This window comes from Halobaculum roseum, assembly GCF_019880245.1.
Lineage (GTDB): Archaea > Halobacteriota > Halobacteria > Halobacteriales > Haloferacaceae > Halobaculum > Halobaculum roseum.
Genome location: NZ_CP082286.1, coordinates 1,719,088 through 1,734,497, shown reverse-complemented (window position 1 = coordinate 1,734,497; position 15,410 = coordinate 1,719,088). Strand labels below are relative to the sequence as shown.

The 15,410-nt window shown below is 70.9% G+C and carries 12 protein-coding genes; 6 read left to right on the top strand and 6 right to left on the bottom strand.

Going from position 1 to position 15,410, the window contains the following annotated elements; translation table 11 throughout:
- Nucleotides 1-52 precede the first annotated feature (52 nt).
- A complete protein-coding gene (locus tag K6T36_RS08720) occupies nucleotides 53-1,108 on the top strand; it encodes a quinone-dependent dihydroorotate dehydrogenase (protein WP_222920949.1) in 1,056 nt (351 codons plus the stop codon).
- Nucleotides 1,109-1,140: 32 nt separating this feature from the next.
- On the opposite strand, the gene K6T36_RS08715 is transcribed toward K6T36_RS08720, so the two are convergent.
- From K6T36_RS08715 to K6T36_RS08705, 3 genes are read right to left on the bottom strand one after another with little or no spacing between them, the layout of a single operon-like run.
- Nucleotides 1,141-1,476: a hypothetical protein gene (locus K6T36_RS08715; RefSeq protein WP_222920948.1), complete on the bottom strand. Its 336-nt coding sequence runs from the start codon at nucleotides 1,474-1,476 to the stop codon at nucleotides 1,141-1,143.
- Nucleotides 1,409-1,678, bottom strand: a complete 270-nt coding sequence (locus tag K6T36_RS08710; protein ID WP_222920947.1) for a hypothetical protein — start codon at nucleotides 1,676-1,678, stop codon at nucleotides 1,409-1,411. The genes K6T36_RS08715 and K6T36_RS08710 overlap by 68 nt, the downstream gene beginning before the upstream one ends.
- Nucleotides 1,679-1,735: 57 nt before the next feature.
- Nucleotides 1,736-4,393, bottom strand: a complete 2,658-nt coding sequence (locus K6T36_RS08705) for a valine--tRNA ligase (RefSeq protein WP_222920946.1) — start codon at nucleotides 4,391-4,393, stop codon at nucleotides 1,736-1,738.
- Nucleotides 4,394-4,532: 139 nt separating this feature from the next.
- On the opposite strand from K6T36_RS08705, the gene K6T36_RS08700 reads away from it, so the two are divergent.
- Nucleotides 4,533-5,237: an SDR family NAD(P)-dependent oxidoreductase gene (locus tag K6T36_RS08700; RefSeq protein WP_222920945.1), complete on the top strand. Its 705-nt coding sequence runs from the start codon at nucleotides 4,533-4,535 to the stop codon at nucleotides 5,235-5,237.
- A 688-nt stretch (nucleotides 5,238-5,925) separates the two neighbouring features.
- The gene (locus K6T36_RS08695) at nucleotides 5,926-8,268 is read left to right on the top strand and encodes a DEAD/DEAH box helicase (protein WP_222920944.1); all 2,343 of its coding nucleotides are present in this window, start codon (nucleotides 5,926-5,928) and stop codon (nucleotides 8,266-8,268) included.
- On the opposite strand, the gene K6T36_RS08690 is transcribed toward K6T36_RS08695, so the two are convergent.
- On the bottom strand, nucleotides 8,211-9,062 hold the full coding sequence (locus K6T36_RS08690; protein ID WP_264083985.1) for an HAD family hydrolase: 852 nt from the start codon (nucleotides 9,060-9,062) through the stop codon (nucleotides 8,211-8,213). The two genes, K6T36_RS08695 and K6T36_RS08690, sit on opposite strands and share 58 nt — an antisense overlap.
- 145 nt (nucleotides 9,063-9,207) lie before the next feature.
- Between K6T36_RS08690 and K6T36_RS08685 the strand changes: the two genes are divergently transcribed.
- From K6T36_RS08685 to cgi121, 3 genes are all read left to right on the top strand, one after another.
- A complete protein-coding gene (locus K6T36_RS08685) occupies nucleotides 9,208-9,990 on the top strand; it encodes a topoisomerase DNA-binding C4 zinc finger domain-containing protein (protein WP_222920943.1) in 783 nt (260 codons plus the stop codon).
- 63 nt (nucleotides 9,991-10,053) lie between these two features.
- On the top strand, nucleotides 10,054-12,549 hold the full coding sequence (locus K6T36_RS08680; RefSeq protein ID WP_222920942.1) for an ATP-dependent DNA helicase: 2,496 nt from the start codon (nucleotides 10,054-10,056) through the stop codon (nucleotides 12,547-12,549).
- Complete coding sequence (cgi121, locus tag K6T36_RS08675) at nucleotides 12,546-13,124, top strand: KEOPS complex subunit Cgi121 (protein ID WP_222920941.1); 579 nt, start codon at nucleotides 12,546-12,548, stop codon at nucleotides 13,122-13,124. Before K6T36_RS08680 ends, cgi121 begins: the two co-directional genes overlap by 4 nt.
- Before the next feature lie 156 nt (nucleotides 13,125-13,280).
- On the opposite strand, the gene K6T36_RS08670 is transcribed toward cgi121, so the two are convergent.
- Nucleotides 13,281-13,901, bottom strand: coding sequence for a class I SAM-dependent methyltransferase (locus tag K6T36_RS08670; protein WP_222920940.1), 621 nt, complete (start codon nucleotides 13,899-13,901; stop codon nucleotides 13,281-13,283).
- Between the two features lie 50 nt (nucleotides 13,902-13,951).
- A complete protein-coding gene (locus K6T36_RS08665) occupies nucleotides 13,952-15,334 on the bottom strand; it encodes a hemolysin family protein (protein ID WP_222920939.1) in 1,383 nt (460 codons plus the stop codon).
- Between the last annotated feature and the right edge of the window lie 76 nt (nucleotides 15,335-15,410).

The window sequence follows — 15,410 nt, the reverse complement described above, 5'->3', positions numbered from 1 at the left end:
GATCCCCGCAGTTCAAGAGCGTGCCCGGTCTGAGACTCGGACACGCATCGCAATGAGGGCCTACGACCTGGCGAAGCCGGCGCTGTACGCACTTCCCGCCGAAACCGCCCACGAGACCACCCAACGACTGTTGCGCGCCGTACAGGGAACGCCGATCCAGTCGTTCCTCCGCGATCGGTACGCCGTCAGCGACGAGCGACTGGAGACGGAGGCGTTCGGCGTCGAGTTCCCGACGCCCGTCGGCGTCGCCGCCGGCTTCGACAAGAACGCCCGTGTCCCGCGTGCGCTCGCGTCCCTCGGCTTCGGGCACGTCGAGGTCGGCGGCGTCACCGCCGAACGCCAGCCCGGGAACCCGAAACCGCGGATGTTCCGCCTGCGCGAGGACGAGGCCATCGTCAACCGCATGGGGTTCAACAACGACGGCGCCGACGTCGTCGGCGACCGCCTCGACCGCGAACCCGCCCCCGACGTGCCGCTCGGCGTCAACGTCGGCAAGTCGAAGTCGACGCCGCTCTCGGAGGCGGCCGACGACTACCTGTACACGTTCGAGCGCGTCGGCGACCACGCCGACTACGTCGCCGTCAACGTCTCCTCCCCGAACACGCCCGGCCTGCGATCGCTGCAGAACCGCGAGTCGCTGGAACGGATCCTCGGGACCCTCTCGGACGCCGGCGCCGATCCGCTGCTCGTGAAGTTCTCCCCGGACCTCCCCGAGCCCGCCGTCGAGGAGGCGCTCGGGGTCGTCGACGACCTCGACCTCGACGGCGTCATCGCGACGAACACCACCACCGAGCGGCCCGAGAGCCTCCGGAGCCCCCAACGGGCCGAACGGGGCGGCCTCTCGGGCAAGCCGATCGAGGAGCGCGCGACGGGCATGGTTCGGTTCATCGCCGAGCGCACCGACGTGCCGGTGATCGGCGTCGGCGGCGTCTCGGATGCCGCGGGCGCGTATGCGAAGATCAGAAACGGCGCGAGCCTCGTCCAGTTGTACACCGGCCTCGTCTACGAGGGGCCGAGCGTCGCCCGCGACATCAACGAGGGACTGCTGGATCTGCTGGAACGCGACGGCTTCGACTCCGTCGCCGACGCGGTCGGCGCCGACCTGTAGCCGCCGGCCGGTCGGACGGCGAGCGCGGTCGGTCAGCCGCCGAGCGTGTACAGCAGGACCGCCGCCGAGACCAGCCCGAGAGCGACGCCGACGACCCCGAAGACGGGACGGACGGCGACCCCGTTCAGATCGTCCCCGCGGACCAGCGGCCGACCGAAGATCCACAGGACGCCGAGACCGACGAGGGCGGAGAGCCCGGCGTCGGCGAACGCGCCGGCGGCGTACTCCGCCGCGGCGAGTGCGACCTGACACGCGCCCGAGAGAGTGAAGCCGCCGAGCGAGAGGACGCGTACGTCACGTTCACCCGAACAACACCCCGGCGGTGAGCACGGCCGAGAGGACGCCGGAGGCGACGCCGACGGCGACAAAGAGCGGCCGGGTCGCGAGGCCGTTCAGGTCGTCCCCGCGGAGGAGCGCACGCGCGAACACGCCCGCGACCAGCAACCCGCCGAGCACCGAGAACAGCGGGTTCGCGGGTGTGTCGCCGCTCGCGTACATGGCGGCGCCGAGGAGCACCTGCGAGACGCCGGCGACGACGAAGCCGCCGAGCGAGAGGGCACGTCTGTTCACGGATGGGAGTCCGGCTGCGACGAGAAGACGGTTGGGGTCGGCGAAAAGGTGGGACGCCTACTCGGTGTCGTGGACGATGACGACCGCGTCCTCCGGCTGGAGCAGTTCGCCCTCGCCGGAGTACCGTCGCTCGCGCTCGACCTCGAACAGGTCCGCGCCGAGCGTCTCGCCGGCGACGTGGAGTTCGCCGTCCGCGATCTCGTACTCCCCGCTCGCGAGGGCGGCCTCGATGTCGCCCACCGTCTCCCCGAACTGCGGGCCGACCTGCGCGTAGTCGAGGTCGATACCCGTGACGACGGACTCGACCTCCGGCTCCTCGTCGAGCACGTCGAGCTCCGCGACGTTCATGACGCCGCGCACGTCGTCGGCGAACGCCGCGAGGTCGCCCTCGCCGTACACCTCGACGCGGTCAAGCTCGGCGTTGAGCGGGAGCCCGCGCTCGCTCTTGTAGCGACGGAGCGCGCCGACGACGGACATCGCGGCGACGCCGGCGTCGTGGTCCGCCTCGACGCCGAGCGGCTCGGGCCACTCGCGCAGGTGGACCGAGTCGAAGTCGTCGCCCGCGCGCTCCTCGGCGTACATGTCCTGCCACAGCTCCTCGGCGACGTGCGCGAGCATGGGCGCGAACAGCTTCAGGAAGCGCTCGTGGGCGACCGACAGCGTGTACCGCGCGGCGGGGTCGTCGTCCTCGGCCTCCCGAACCCGTGTCTTCGCGACTTCGAGGTAGTCGTCACAGAAGGTGTGCCAGAAGAACCCGCGAAGCCCGTCTCGGGCCTTCGAGAACTCGCGGGTTTCGAGTTGCTCGGTGAGCGTCCCCGTCAGGTCGTCTAGTTCCGCGAGCAGCCAGCGGTCGAGTTCCCGCAGGTCATCGCGGTCGAGGTCGGGACGCTCCTCGCGCGCGTCGCCGACGAGCGATTCGACGAGCTTCGAGGCGTTCCACAGCTTCTGGAGCAGCTTCTCGCCGGCCCGGAGCCCCTTCTCGTTGTACGGGAGGTCGTCGCCGATGGCGGAGCCGGCGGCCCAGAAGCGCGCGGCGTCGACGGGGTACTCAGCGAGCACTTCCTTGGGGAGGACGACGTTCCCCTTCGATTTGGACATGGCCTCGCGGTTCTCGTCGAGCACCATCCCGTTGATGAGCGTCTCGTCGAACGGCACCTCGCCCGTGTGCTCGTAGCACTTGACGACGGTGTGGAACAGCCAGAAGCTGATGATGTCGTGGCCCTGGGGGCGCATGTCGAACTGGTACAGTTCCGGGCGCTCCATGGTGAACTCCCCGGCCTCCTCGTCCCAGTCCCAGCCGGCGTTGATCAGCGGCGTCAGGCTGGAGGTGGCCCACGTGTCGAGCACGTCGTCCTCGGGCTCGAACTCGTCGTGCCCGCAGGCCGGGCAGGCGTCGACGGGCGGGTCGTCCGAGAGGGGGTCGACCGGGAGGTCGGCCTTCTCGGCGATGATCTCCTCGTCGCAGTCGGCGCAGTACCAGACCGGGAACGGGATGCCCGAGGAGCGCTGCCGGGAGATGAGCCAGTCCCACTGGAGGCCCTCGACCCAGTGTTCGTACCGGGTGAACATCTTCTCCGGGAACCACTCCATCTCGCGGCCGGCCTCCAGGTACTCGTCGGTCTTGTCGAGCAGTTCGATGTACCACTGCTCGGTGACGAGGAACTCGACGCTGGTGCCGCAGCGCTCGTGGACGTTGACGGTGTGGGTGATCGGGCGGCGGTCGAGCAGGGCGCCGGCGTCGTCGAGGTCCTCGACGATGGCCTCGCCGGCCTCGGCGGAGTGTAGCCCCTCGTACTCGCCGGCGACCTCGGTCATGTGGCCCGACTCGTCGATGGCGACGCGCAGATCCAGGTCATGGATCTGGTACCACTCGATGTCGTTCTGGTCGCCGAACGTACAGCACATGACGATCCCCGAACCGGTCTCCATGTCGACGCCCTCGTCGGCGAGGATCGGGACCTCGTGGCCGAACAGCGGGATCTCCGCGGACTCGCCGACGAGGTGCCGGTTCTCGTCGTCGTCCGGGTGAACGAAGACGGCGACACACGCCGGGAGGAGTTCGGGACGCGTCGTCGAGATGGTGAACTCCTCGTCGCTTCCGGCGACACCGAAGGCGATATCGTGGAAGTGGCTGTCCTGCTCGTCGTCCTCGGTTTCGACCTGCGAGATGGCCGTCTCGCACTCGGGACACCAGATCGCGGGCGCCTTCTCGCGGTACTCGCGGCCCTGTTCGTACAGGTCGACGAAGGAGAGCTGGGAGATGCGCTGGGTGCGCGGCTCGATCGTCTGGTAGGTGTGGTTCCAGTCGACCGAGACGCCCAGCCCCTGGATGTTCTCGGTGAACTGCTCCTCGTATTTCGCGCACACCTCGCGGCACTTGCGCTGGAACTCCCGGCGCTCGAAGTCCTGATGACGGATGCCGAGCTCGTCCTCGGTGAGCCGCTCGGAGGCGATGCCGTTGTCGTCGTAGCCGAACGGGAAGAACGTCGTCTCCCCGTTCATGCGCTCGAAGCGGGCGACGAAGTCCTGCAGGGTGAACCCGTACAGGTGGCCCATGTGGAGGTCGCCGGATACCGTCGGCGGCGGGGAGTCGATGGAGAAGACGGTGTTCGGATCGGTCGCGGCCTCCTCGTCGTACGCGTACGTCTCCTGGTCGACCCAGCGCCGCTGCCACTCGGGCTCTGTGGTCTCCGGGTCGTAGTCCCCACTGGGCATTTCACCCGTATTTCCCCCGAACGACTGTTAAGCGCCTCGGTTGTCAGGGAGCGTGTGCCACGACCGGCGGGGCGCGAGCGCGGCGGCGAGGCCGACGGCCCCGCCAACGGTTATACTCCGGCCGCCCGACGCGTGACCCATGACCACGGCAGTCATCGCGGGCGTCGGACCGGGACTCGGCGAGTCCGTCGCGCGCCGCTTCGCCGCCGAGGGATGTGAGATCGGGCTGCTCGCCCGCAGCGGCGACTACCTCGACGAGTTGGCGGCTGAACTCCCGACCGACGCGGTCGGCGTCGCGACGGACCTGTGTGACTCGACCGACGTCGCCGCCGCCTTCGACCGCGTCCGCGACGAGCTCGGGCCGGTTGACGTGCTCGTGAACAACGCCAGCGCCGCCTCGTGGACCGGGCTGCGGGACACCTCGCTGGACGCGTTCGACCGCGCGTACGAGGTCGGCCCGCGCGCGGACTTCCTGTGCTCGCAGGCGGCCGTCCGCGACATGCTCGACGAGGAGCGTCCGGCCGACGAGCGAGGCGGCACAGTCATCTTCACGGGCGCGACCACGTCCGTGCGCGGGCGCGAGGGCGCGGTCGGGTTCTCGATGGCGAAGTTCGGCTCCCGGGGGCTCGCGGAGTCGATGGCGCGGGAGCTCGGGCCCGAGGGCGTCCACGTCGCCCACGTCGTGATCGACGGCGGGATCCTCGGCCCCGAGGTGAAGACGGACACCCCCGAGGAGTACCTCGATCCGGACGCCATCGCCGACAACTACTGGCACCTCGTCCAGCAGGACCGCAGCGCGTGGACGCTGGAACTCGATCTGCGACCGCACGTGGAGAACTTCTAACCGACCTCTTTTCACGGGGTCCTCCTCACTCGCTTCGCTCGTTCGTCGAACCCCGCCAAACCCGTCGATGCCGTCGGAACGCGCAGCGTTCCGACTGCTGACGGGAAATCGAAGATTTCCCGTAATGCCAAAAGGGCCGCTCGCTCGGGCCTCCGGCCCTCGCTCGCGGTACAAGACGTAGTGACCCCGCTGTGGCGCGCGGCCGGCCGCGCCCTGTGCGCGGCCGCCGCGCGCGAGGGATGAGCGAGTCGGGAGCGGAGCGACCGACGAGCGAATCGGCTTGGGAGGCTCACGCGAGCGGAGCGAGTGTGAGTTCGTCGGAGCTTGCTCCGACGTAAGTGTGGCAGCGGTGCAGTCGGGTGGGACTGAAAGGGGCCGCGGCTGTGCGCGAAGGCACGAGCCGACAAGCACCGCAGCGAGGCGAGCGACGTGAGCCGAGCGAGGAGCGCAGCGGTCGCGCCTTCGCGCACAGCCGCGGGGGCTTTCGCGGTCCGCCGCCTCTACTCGGACACGACGGATATTCACACGAACACTCATACGCCCGATCAACCGCAGAGGGAAAGGTTCATCCGCCGAAGCGCCCCGACCTACTCGTAGTTGCCGGCGCGGTCCGTTCCGGCCACGAGGCCAGTCGATCACGCGGACCGCGCCACCCCGTATCCCCGACCGAACCCATGAGATCCAACAGATGAAAGTCGCAGACGCCGTCCCGAAGTTCGCCGACGCGTTCGGGTTCGAGGAGTTCAACCGCATGCAGCGGGAGGCGCTGCCGGCCATCCTCGAACGCGACGAGAACGTCGTCGCGGCCGCGCCCACCGCCTCCGGCAAGACCGCCCTCGCCGAGCTCGCGATCTGTGAGACGCTCGAGAACGACGGCACCGCCCTCTTCATCGCGCCCCTCCGTGCGCTCACCAACGAGAAGGAGGCCGAGTGGGACCGCTTCGAGGAGCTGGGCTACTCCGTGTACGTCGTCACCGGCGAGCGCGACCTCAACCCCCGCCGCGCCGAGCGCGCCGACATCCTCGTGATGACGCCCGAGAAGACCGACTCGGCGACGCGCAAACACGAGTCCGCCCGCTACGACTTCATCAACGACGTTGACTGCTGTGTCATCGACGAAGTCCACCTGCTCGACTCCGACAAGCGCGGCGCCGTCCTCGAAGTGACCGTCTCGCGCCTGCGCCGCATCTGCGACCCCCGCGTCGTCGCGCTGTCGGCGACGATGCCCAACGTCGGCGACGTGGCCGAGTGGCTCGACGCGCCGCCCGAGACGACCTTCGAGTTCGGCGACGAGTACCGCCCCGTCGACCTGGAGACCGGCGTGAAGACGTACACTCACGGCGACAACTCCTTCGCCGACAAGTACCGCCGCCTGTACCGGGCGCTCGACCTCGCCGAACCGCACATCCGCGAGGAGGGGCAGGCGCTCGTGTTCGTCTCCTCGCGCCAGGACACCGTGATGGCCGCCAAGAAGGCCCGCGACGAGGTCGGCGAGCGCGACCTCGAGATGGGCGCCCGCGGCGACTACGACTTCCACAACGCCGCCAAGGAGCTCGACAACGACACGCTGCGCCACTCGGTCGTCGACGGCGTCGCGTTCCACCACGCCGGCCTCTCGAAGAACGACAAGGACCGCGTCGAGCGGTGGTTCAAGGAGGGGAAGATCCAGCTGCTCTTCTCGACCTCGACGCTCGCGTGGGGCGTGAACCTCCCCGCCCGCTGTGTCGTCATCCGGGACACGAAGTATCACGACCCGCTGGAGGGCGAAGTCGACATCAGCCCGCTCGACGTGCTCCAGATGCTCGGGCGCGCCGGCCGGCCGGGGTACGACGACGTGGGGTACGGCTGGGTGGTCTGCGACCGCTCGGACGCCGACAAGTACCGGACACTGCTTCGCGAGGGCAAGGAGATCGAGTCGCGGCTCGCCGAGGATCTCGATTCGCACCTGAACGCCGAGATCGCGCTGGGGACGATCTCGGGGCTCGACGACGTGATGGACTGGCTGGAGACGACCTTCTACTACGTCAGGGCGGGGACGAAGCCCGACGCGTACGACTTCGAGGGGATCCGCGACCGCGTCCGCGACACGCTGAACTCGCTGGTCGACCGCGGGTTCGTCGAGACCGACGAGCGACTGGGGATCGAGGCGACCACGATCGGCCGGCTCGCCTCGAAGTACTACCTCCGCATGGAGACGGCCGAGCGGTTCGCCGATCTGGCCGACCGCGAGGCGATCGACGAGGACGCCGTCCTGCGGGTCGTCGCCTCGGCGGCCGAGTTCGACTCCGCCTCCTCGCGCTCCTCGGAGGCCGACGCCGTCGACCGCGTGCTCTCGGACGTGGAGACGGACCTGGAGGGCGGCAACCGGAAGGTGCTCGCGATCCTCCACGGCGCCGTCCGCGGCTCGGTCCCCTCGGACCTGCGCTCGGACGCGTGGATCATCAAGCAGAACGCGCTGCGCCTGCTCGCGGCGCTGCGGGAGTTCGCCGACGCCGTCGCGGGCCCCCGGGCCGCAAACCTCGTGCGCCGGGTCGAAGCCAGGGTCGAACACGGCGTCAAGCGCGAGGCCGTCGGCCTCACCGCCATCGAGGGCGTCGGCGAGGGGCGCGCGGAGTCGCTGTCGGCGGGGGGCCTCACCGCGCCCGCCGACGTGGTCGCCGCGGGCGCCGACCGGCTCACGCGCGCGGGGCTCTCGGAGGGCGTCGCCGAGCGCGTGCTCCGGCAGGCCGAGGACCTCCCGAACGCCGTCGTCGAGTGGGGAACGGTCCCCGACTCGATCGGCGTCGGCGAGAACGAGGTGCTCGAGGTGACCGTGCGCAACGTCGGCGGACCCGCCCGCGCCGGGATCCGCGTCACCGCCAACGGGGTCGAGATGACCGAGAAGACGCTGTACCTCAGCGACGAGACGACCGTCCCGGTGGGCGTGTTCGGCGCGCCCGGCGAGACGGAGCTGCGCTACGAGGTGGAGGTCGTCTACCCCGAGTTGCCGCTGTTGCCCGAGACGGACTCACGGATCGTCCGCGTCGAGTGACGCACGGCCTCGTACAGCGCCGCCGGGTCCTCCCGGTCGACGACCTCGTCCGCGGGCGAGAGGTCGCTGTCGCGGTTGTGGTCGTCGCGGACGGCGATCGTGTACGCGCCCGAGCGGGCGGCCGCGAGTACCCCGTTCGCGGAGTCCTCGATCGCGACCGCCCGGTCGACCGTTCCGCCGAGATCGCGGATCGCCGCCTCGTACAGCCCTGGCTCGGGTTTACCCGGACCGTCGAACTCCTCGGCAGGCGCGATCAGGTCGAACTCGAGGTCGAAGCGGTCGAGGACCGTCTCGATCCAGTCGCGCGGCGACGACGAGACGAGCGCGACCGGCACCCCCTCGCCCCGGAGGTCGGCGACGAACTCCCGGGCGCCCGCCAACAGCTCGACGCGCTCGCCGTAGATCGATTCCGCGGTCTCCTCGTACAGCGACATGAACGCGTCCTTGTCGACGACCACCTCGTAGTGCTCGGCGAGGTAGTCGTAGATCTCGCCGTAGTACATCCCCGTTACCTCGTCGAGGTCGGGAGTCCGAGAACCGTCGGCGAGCACCCGCGGGAGGATCTCCTCGCGCTCGGCGACGTGCCAGTAGTCCTCGGAGTCGACGAGGACGCCGTCCATGTCGAAACAGACGACGACGGACGCGGCGGTTCCCGCCTCCGTCTGGACGGTTCCCGGCGCGGAGTCGGGGCGGTCGGCCGTCGAGGAGTCGCTCGTGTTCGCCGAGTCGGTGACCTGGGGGGAGTCGGTCCCGTCAGCCGCTTCCGGAGCGTCGCTGTCGGACGATTCGGACATACCCCTACGATGCTCGGGCTGGGGGATGGGCGTTCCGGCCCGTGTCGCCGGCCCGCGCCGCCAGGCCGCCGCCCCGTCACCGTCCCCACTCCGTCCCCACACATCGCTGCGAGAGTCCAAGTAGGGTGACGGCACCACCGACCCCATGCCGGAGACCGCAACCGTCCTCGCGGGCGACTGCACCACCAGCTTCGAGACGACGACCGGCGACGAGCGCACCCAGCGCGGGCGCGTGGTCGTCCTCGCCAAACCCGACCGTACCGTCCTCGTTCACGACCGATCGGGGTACCAGCCGGTCACGTGGTTGACCCGCCCGGACTCGCTGACCGTCGAGGCCGACGACGACGGCTTCGCCGTCACGGCCCACGACGCCGGGCGGACCCTCTCGGTCCGATCGCACGACGCGGGCGAGGTGGTGGAGCTGCCGGTCGGCGCCGCCGGCGTTCCCGTCGGCGAGTGCCCGGCCCCCGGCTGTGGCGCGGCGATGGTGCGCGCCGGCGGCGACGTGGTCTGTCTCGGGTGCGGCGACTCCTACGGGCTCCCGTCGGGCGCGACGGTCCGCGACGACGCGGCCTGTGACGACTGCGGGCTCCCGACGATGACCGTCGAGCGCGGCGAGTCGCTGGACCTGTGTATCGACTACGCGTGCGACTCGCTGACCGAGGCCGTCCGCGGCGTCCTCGACCGCCGCTTCGACTGCCCCGACTGCGGGCGCGACCTCCGGGTCCGCGAGCACCGCGGCCGGGCGTTCCTCGGCTGTGACGGCTACCCCGACTGCGAGACGGCGTTCTCGGTGCCCGCGGGCGTGTTCGCGGGCGAGTGCGCCTGCGGCCTCCCCCGGTTCGAGACCGCGACCGGCGTGCGCTGTCTCGACGGCGCCTGCGAGTCGGACCGGCCGGCCGACCCCGACGCCGAGCACGGCCCCTGACGCCCGACCGCCGGCGAGGCTCGCTCCGACAGTTTAAATCCGAGAACCCCGCTACCACGGGCAATGAGACCCTCCGATCTCTCGACCCTGCCCGACGGCGTCCCCGAGGCGCTGGAGGCGGAGGGGATCGAGGAGTTCTACCCGCCGCAGACGGCCGCCGTCGAGGCGGGCGTCGCCGACGGCGAGAGCGTCGTCGCCTCGGTGCCGACCGCATCGGGGAAGACGCTCATCGCCGAGTTAGCGATGCTCTCGGCGGTCGCGCGCGGCGGGAAGGCGCTCTACATCGTCCCGCTCCGGGCGCTCGCCAGCGAGAAGAAAACGGAGTTCGAACGCTGGGAAGAGTTCGGCGTCGACGTGGGCGTCTCAACCGGCAACTACCAGTCCGACGGGGAGTGGCTCGCGAGCCGCGATATCATCGTCGCCACGAGCGAGAAGGTCGACTCGCTCGTCCGCAACGGCGCGCCGTGGGTGAACGACCTCACCTGCGTCGTCGCCGACGAGGTCCACCTCGTCGACGACTCCGGCCGCGGCCCGACCCTCGAGGTGACGCTCGCGAAGCTCCGCAAGATCAACCGCGATCTCCAGGTCGTCGCGCTCTCGGCGACCGTCGGCAACGCCGACCAGGTGGCTGACTGGCTCGACGCCGCGCTCGTCGAGTCCGACTGGCGACCCATCGAGTTGAAGATGGGCGTCCACTACGGCAACGCCGTCAACTTCGACGACGGGAGCCAGCGCGAGGTGCCCGTCGGGAAGGGGCAAAAGCCGACGGCCGCCCTCGTCGCCGACGCGCTCGACGAGGAGGTCGACGGCCAGCGCGGCTCCTCGCTCGTGTTCGTCAACTCCCGGCGCAACGCCGAGGGCGCGGCCAAGCGTCTCGCGGACGTGACCGCGAACAGGCTCGACCCCGACGAGCAGGCGGAGTTGGAGGGGTTGGCGAAGGACATCCGCGACGTGTCCGACACCGACACCTCCGACGATCTGGCCGACTGCGTCCGGAAGGGAGCCGCCTTCCATCACGCCGGCCTCGCCGCCGAACACCGGAGCCTCGTGGAGGACGCCTTCCGCGACCGCCTCGTCAAGTGCATCTGCGCGACGCCCACCCTCGCGGCGGGGGTGAACACGCCAGCACGCCGGGTGATCGTCCGCGACTGGAAGCGCTACGACGGCGAGTTCGGCGGGATGCAGCCGCTGGACACGCTCGAAGTGCACCAGATGATGGGTCGCGCGGGCCGGCCCGGCCTCGACCCCTACGGCGAGGCCGTTCTGCTGGCGAAGGACCGCGACACGATGGACGAGCTGTTCGAGCGCTACGTCTGGGCCGAGCCGGAGGACGTCCGCTCGAAGCTCGCCGCCGAGCCCGCGCTCCGGACCCACGTCCTCGCGACCGTCGCCTCCGGGTTCGCGACGACGCGCGAGGGCCTGCTGGAGTTCCTCGATCGGACGCTGTACGCGAGCCAGACGGGCGACGACGCCCGGCTCGCCGAGGTCACCGACCGCGTGCTCGAGTACCTGGCGGCCAACGAGTTCCTCGAACGCGAGGACGGCACCCTCACCGCGACGGGCATCGGCCACACCGTCTCGCGGCTCTACCTCGACCCGATGTCGGCCGCCGAGATCGTCGACGGGCTCCGCGAGGGCGTCGAGCCGGCCGACGCCGACGCGGTCGCCTCGACGACGGCGACCCGCCGAAGCCGACCCGCCGGGGACGACGAGGTACCTGAGGACGCCGCGGACGCCGGCTTCGTCACCGGAAAGGACCTCGTCGCCGGCGACGCGGCCGCCGACGGCGATGCGGACGACAGCGCGGGCGACGCCACTGCGGACGAGGGCGAGAGCGGCGAGGGAGGCGAGGAAGAGAGGGACGACGGCCCCACGATCACCCCGCTCGGACTGTATCACCTCGTCGCGCGGACGCCAGACATGTACCAGCTGTACCTGAAGTCGGGCGACCGCGAGACGTACGAGGAGCAGTTCTACGAGCGCGAGGAGGAGTTCCTCGGGCACGCCCCCTCGGAGTTCGAGGACGTGGCGTTCGAGGACTGGCTGGCGGCGCTCAAGACAGCCCGGCTGCTGGAGGACTGGGCCAGCGAGCTGGACGAGGACACCATCACCGAGCGCTACGGCGTCGGCCCGGGCGACATCCGCGGGAAGGTCGACACCGCCGAGTGGCTGCTCGGGGCGGCCGAGCAGTTGGCGAACGAGCTCGACCTCGACGTGGTGCTCGACGTCCGCGAGGCGAAGAAACGCGTCGAGGACGGCGTCCGCGAGGAGCTGCTCGACCTGACGGGCGTGCGCGGCGTCGGTCGCAAGCGCGCCCGGCGGCTGTTCGAGGCCGGCATCGAAACCCGCGCGGAGCTGCGCGAGGCCGACAAGTCGGTCGTGCTCGGCGCGCTCCGCGGACGCGAGAAGACCGCCGAGAACGTCCTCCGGGCGGTCGGCCGACAGGACCCCTCGATGGAGGGCGTGCGGAAGGACGCGAGCGCGTCGGCGGCGGCGACCGCCGGGAGCGACACCGACGAGGACGGAAGCGGACAGGCAACCTTCGGTGATTTCTCGTGAAGCTCGTCGACGGCGTCGCGGCCATCGACGACCTCGACGCGTTCCTCGACGAGTTGACCCGGATCGGCAAGGGGACCGGCTGTACGGTCCAGGCGTTCGACGCGCGCTACGTCGTCGACCGGGCACACCTCGAACGAGCGCTCGAACTGGCCGACCGCGCCCTCGGGCGCGGCGAGAACGTCGCCCGCGACCGCGGCGTCGAGGTCATGCTGTACGCCGCCGGCCGCCGGCAGATCGACCGCGCGCTGACCCTCGGCGTGTCCGAGGGCGAGGGACCCGTCGTGGTGCTCGTCGCCGCCGAGCGAGAGGACGGGGACGGGGCCGCTGAGGACGCCGCGGACGGCACCGCCGAGAGATCCGACACCGCCGAGGGCGACCCCGACCACCCAGGCGACGAAGCCGCGGCAGCCGCGGCCGTCGGCGACCTGTTGACCGCGGCCGACACGCTCGGCGACTACGACGAGGACCTCGTTTGCGAGTACTTCGACATCGACGAGACCGAGTTGGCGGCGACGGCCGGGTCGCTCGCGGACGTGGTCCACGAGCGCGTGGCGCTGCTGGACGTGCGGAAGTAGCGGGCGAGGACGCACACGGCGACGGGGGGACAACCTGCTTGACTGCGGTATGACGTAGCCGGCCGGTGCGTCCGCTCGGAGGCGACCGCCGAGTGCGCCGCCGTCGCCCGGACGCAGCCGATCTACCTCTGTTCGTCTCGGGGTCGTTGCGGGGATTCACACCCGCAAGCGACCGGCGACGAAGGCGGGCTTCGGGTCGTCCCCGGACGTGGGGTCGGGGGCGTCCCACCGGTCGGTTATCTCGAACCCGGCGTCCCGGAGCCGTTCGCTCGTCGCGTCCGCGCCGGCCATCGTCCACGTCATCTCGACTCCGCGACCGAGCCAGTCGTCGGTCGTCCGCTCGAACGGCCCGGGCGCCTCCGAGACGAGGACGCGCCCGTCGGGGCGGAGGACGCGGGCGAACTCGGCGGCGACGGCCGCGCGCTCCGACCGGGGGACGTGGATCAGCGAGCGATGCGCGACGACGGCGCCGAAGCTCCCGTCGGCGAACGGAAGCGCGGTCAGATCGCCCTGCACGGGCGCGACTGCCGACGCGGCGGCCGCGATCCGGAGCAGTTCCCGCGAGAGATCGAGCCCGACGACCTCCGCCCCGTCGGTGGCCCGGCGGAGCGCCGGCGTCCCGTGTCCGCAGCCCGCGTCGAGCACGCGCGGCGAGGGCGGACCCGAACCGAAGAACTCCTCGAAGACGCGCGTCTCCCGGTCGCCGGCCTCGCCGCGTTCGGCGAACGTCGTCGCGAGGGTGTCGTACCCCCGGCGGATCGCCCGTCTGTCGTCCACGTGCGTCCGGACCAGGTGGAGCCAATTGAGCGTTTCCCGCGTCGTCCCGGCTACTCCTCCGGCGAGCGTTCGTCGACCCCGTCGTCGGTCGGATCCGTGTCCGTTCCTGCACGCTCGGCGACGCCGTCATCGGCCCCCGACTCGTCGGCCGCGGCGGCGAGCGCCCCGTAGTCCGGCTCGACGAACATCCGACGGATGCGCTCGCCGTCGATCTGCTCGACGGTCACGGCGATGCCGTCGAGCTCGATCCGTTCGCCCGAGCGGGGGACGCGCCCGAGCCGGTGGTACACGTAGCCGGCGAGCGTTCCGGCGTCCGCCGGGGCGTCGCCTGCGAGCGCGGTGCCGAAGACCGCGTCGAGGCGGTCGAGGAACACGTCGCCGCGGACCATCACGCCGTCGGCGACCGCGCGGACGCTCGCCTCGCTGCCCACGTCGAACAGGTCGCCGACCACCTCCTCCAACACGTCCTGCACCGTCACGAGCCCCACGACCGCGCCGTCGTCGGCCACGACCATCGCCATCCGGACGCGCTCGTCCTGCATCCGGGTCAACAGCGTGTCGATCGGCTCGCCGGTCGAGACCGACAGCGTCGGCGTCGCGAGCCGCTCGACGGACACCGACTCGTCGAGCGCGAGCGTCCGCTCCAGGTCGCGGAGATCGACGATCCCTCGGACGCGGTCCAGCGTGCCGTCGAACACCGGAAGCCGCGTCACCCGCTCGTCGGCCGCCAGCGTCGCCGCGTCGCGGATCGACGTGCTCGCGTCGACGGCGACGACGTTCTCACGGGGGACCATCACGTCCCCCGCGGTGATCTCGTGGAGGCGGAGCACCGACTCCACCATCTCGCGCTCGCCCGCGTCGATCCCGCCGCCGCGTTCGGCCGTCCGCGCCAGCGCCGCCAGTTCGTCCCGGGTGACGTACGGCGCCTCGATCGCCGACTCCCCGCCGATGGCCGCGCTCAGCCGGCGGGTCACGGCGTCGAAGGCGGTCACCACCGGCCCCGCGGCGCGCTGGAACCGCCGGAGCGTCGGCGCCGTCCGGAGCGCCCACGACTCGGCGTTGGCGACGCCGTAGGACTTGGGGACGATCTCGCCGAACACGAGCACCACCACCGTCAACACGACCGTCGCGACCGTCACGGCGATCCCCGCCGGGAGCGCGTCGACCAGGATCGCCGTCGCGATCGACGACATCGCGATGTTGACGACGTTGTTGCCGACGAGGATCGTCACCAGCAGCCGGTGAGGGTCCGAGCGCAACGCCTCCAGGATCGTCCCCGCCCGTCCGCCGGTCTCGGCCAGCGGGCCGACCCGGTGGCGGTCCACGCTGAATATCGCGATCTCGCTGCTGGAGAAGAACGCCGAACACGCGAGCAACACGAGGATGATCCCCCCGCCGACCGCCGGAAGAGAGAGCGTACTGAACGTGACCATGTCCGGAGGAAACTGCCCCGTGCGTAAATCAGTCGGGTGCCGGCGGTGGCGCGATGGCGACGGGGACTGGGATGAG

Coding starts and splice junctions, on each gene's coding strand:
- K6T36_RS08720 (WP_222920949.1), top strand. CDS start 53: ATGAGGGCCTACGACCTGGCGAAGCCGGCGCTGTACGCACTTCCCGCC.
- K6T36_RS08705 (WP_222920946.1), bottom strand. CDS start 4,393: ATGCCCAGTGGGGACTACGACCCGGAGACCACAGAGCCCGAGTGGCAG.
- K6T36_RS08700 (WP_222920945.1), top strand. CDS start 4,533: ATGACCACGGCAGTCATCGCGGGCGTCGGACCGGGACTCGGCGAGTCC.
- K6T36_RS08695 (WP_222920944.1), top strand. CDS start 5,926: ATGAAAGTCGCAGACGCCGTCCCGAAGTTCGCCGACGCGTTCGGGTTC.
- K6T36_RS08690 (WP_264083985.1), bottom strand. CDS start 9,062: ATGTCCGAATCGTCCGACAGCGACGCTCCGGAAGCGGCTGACGGGACC.
- K6T36_RS08685 (WP_222920943.1), top strand. CDS start 9,208: ATGCCGGAGACCGCAACCGTCCTCGCGGGCGACTGCACCACCAGCTTC.
- K6T36_RS08680 (WP_222920942.1), top strand. CDS start 10,054: ATGAGACCCTCCGATCTCTCGACCCTGCCCGACGGCGTCCCCGAGGCG.
- K6T36_RS08665 (WP_222920939.1), bottom strand. CDS start 15,334: ATGGTCACGTTCAGTACGCTCTCTCTTCCGGCGGTCGGCGGGGGGATC.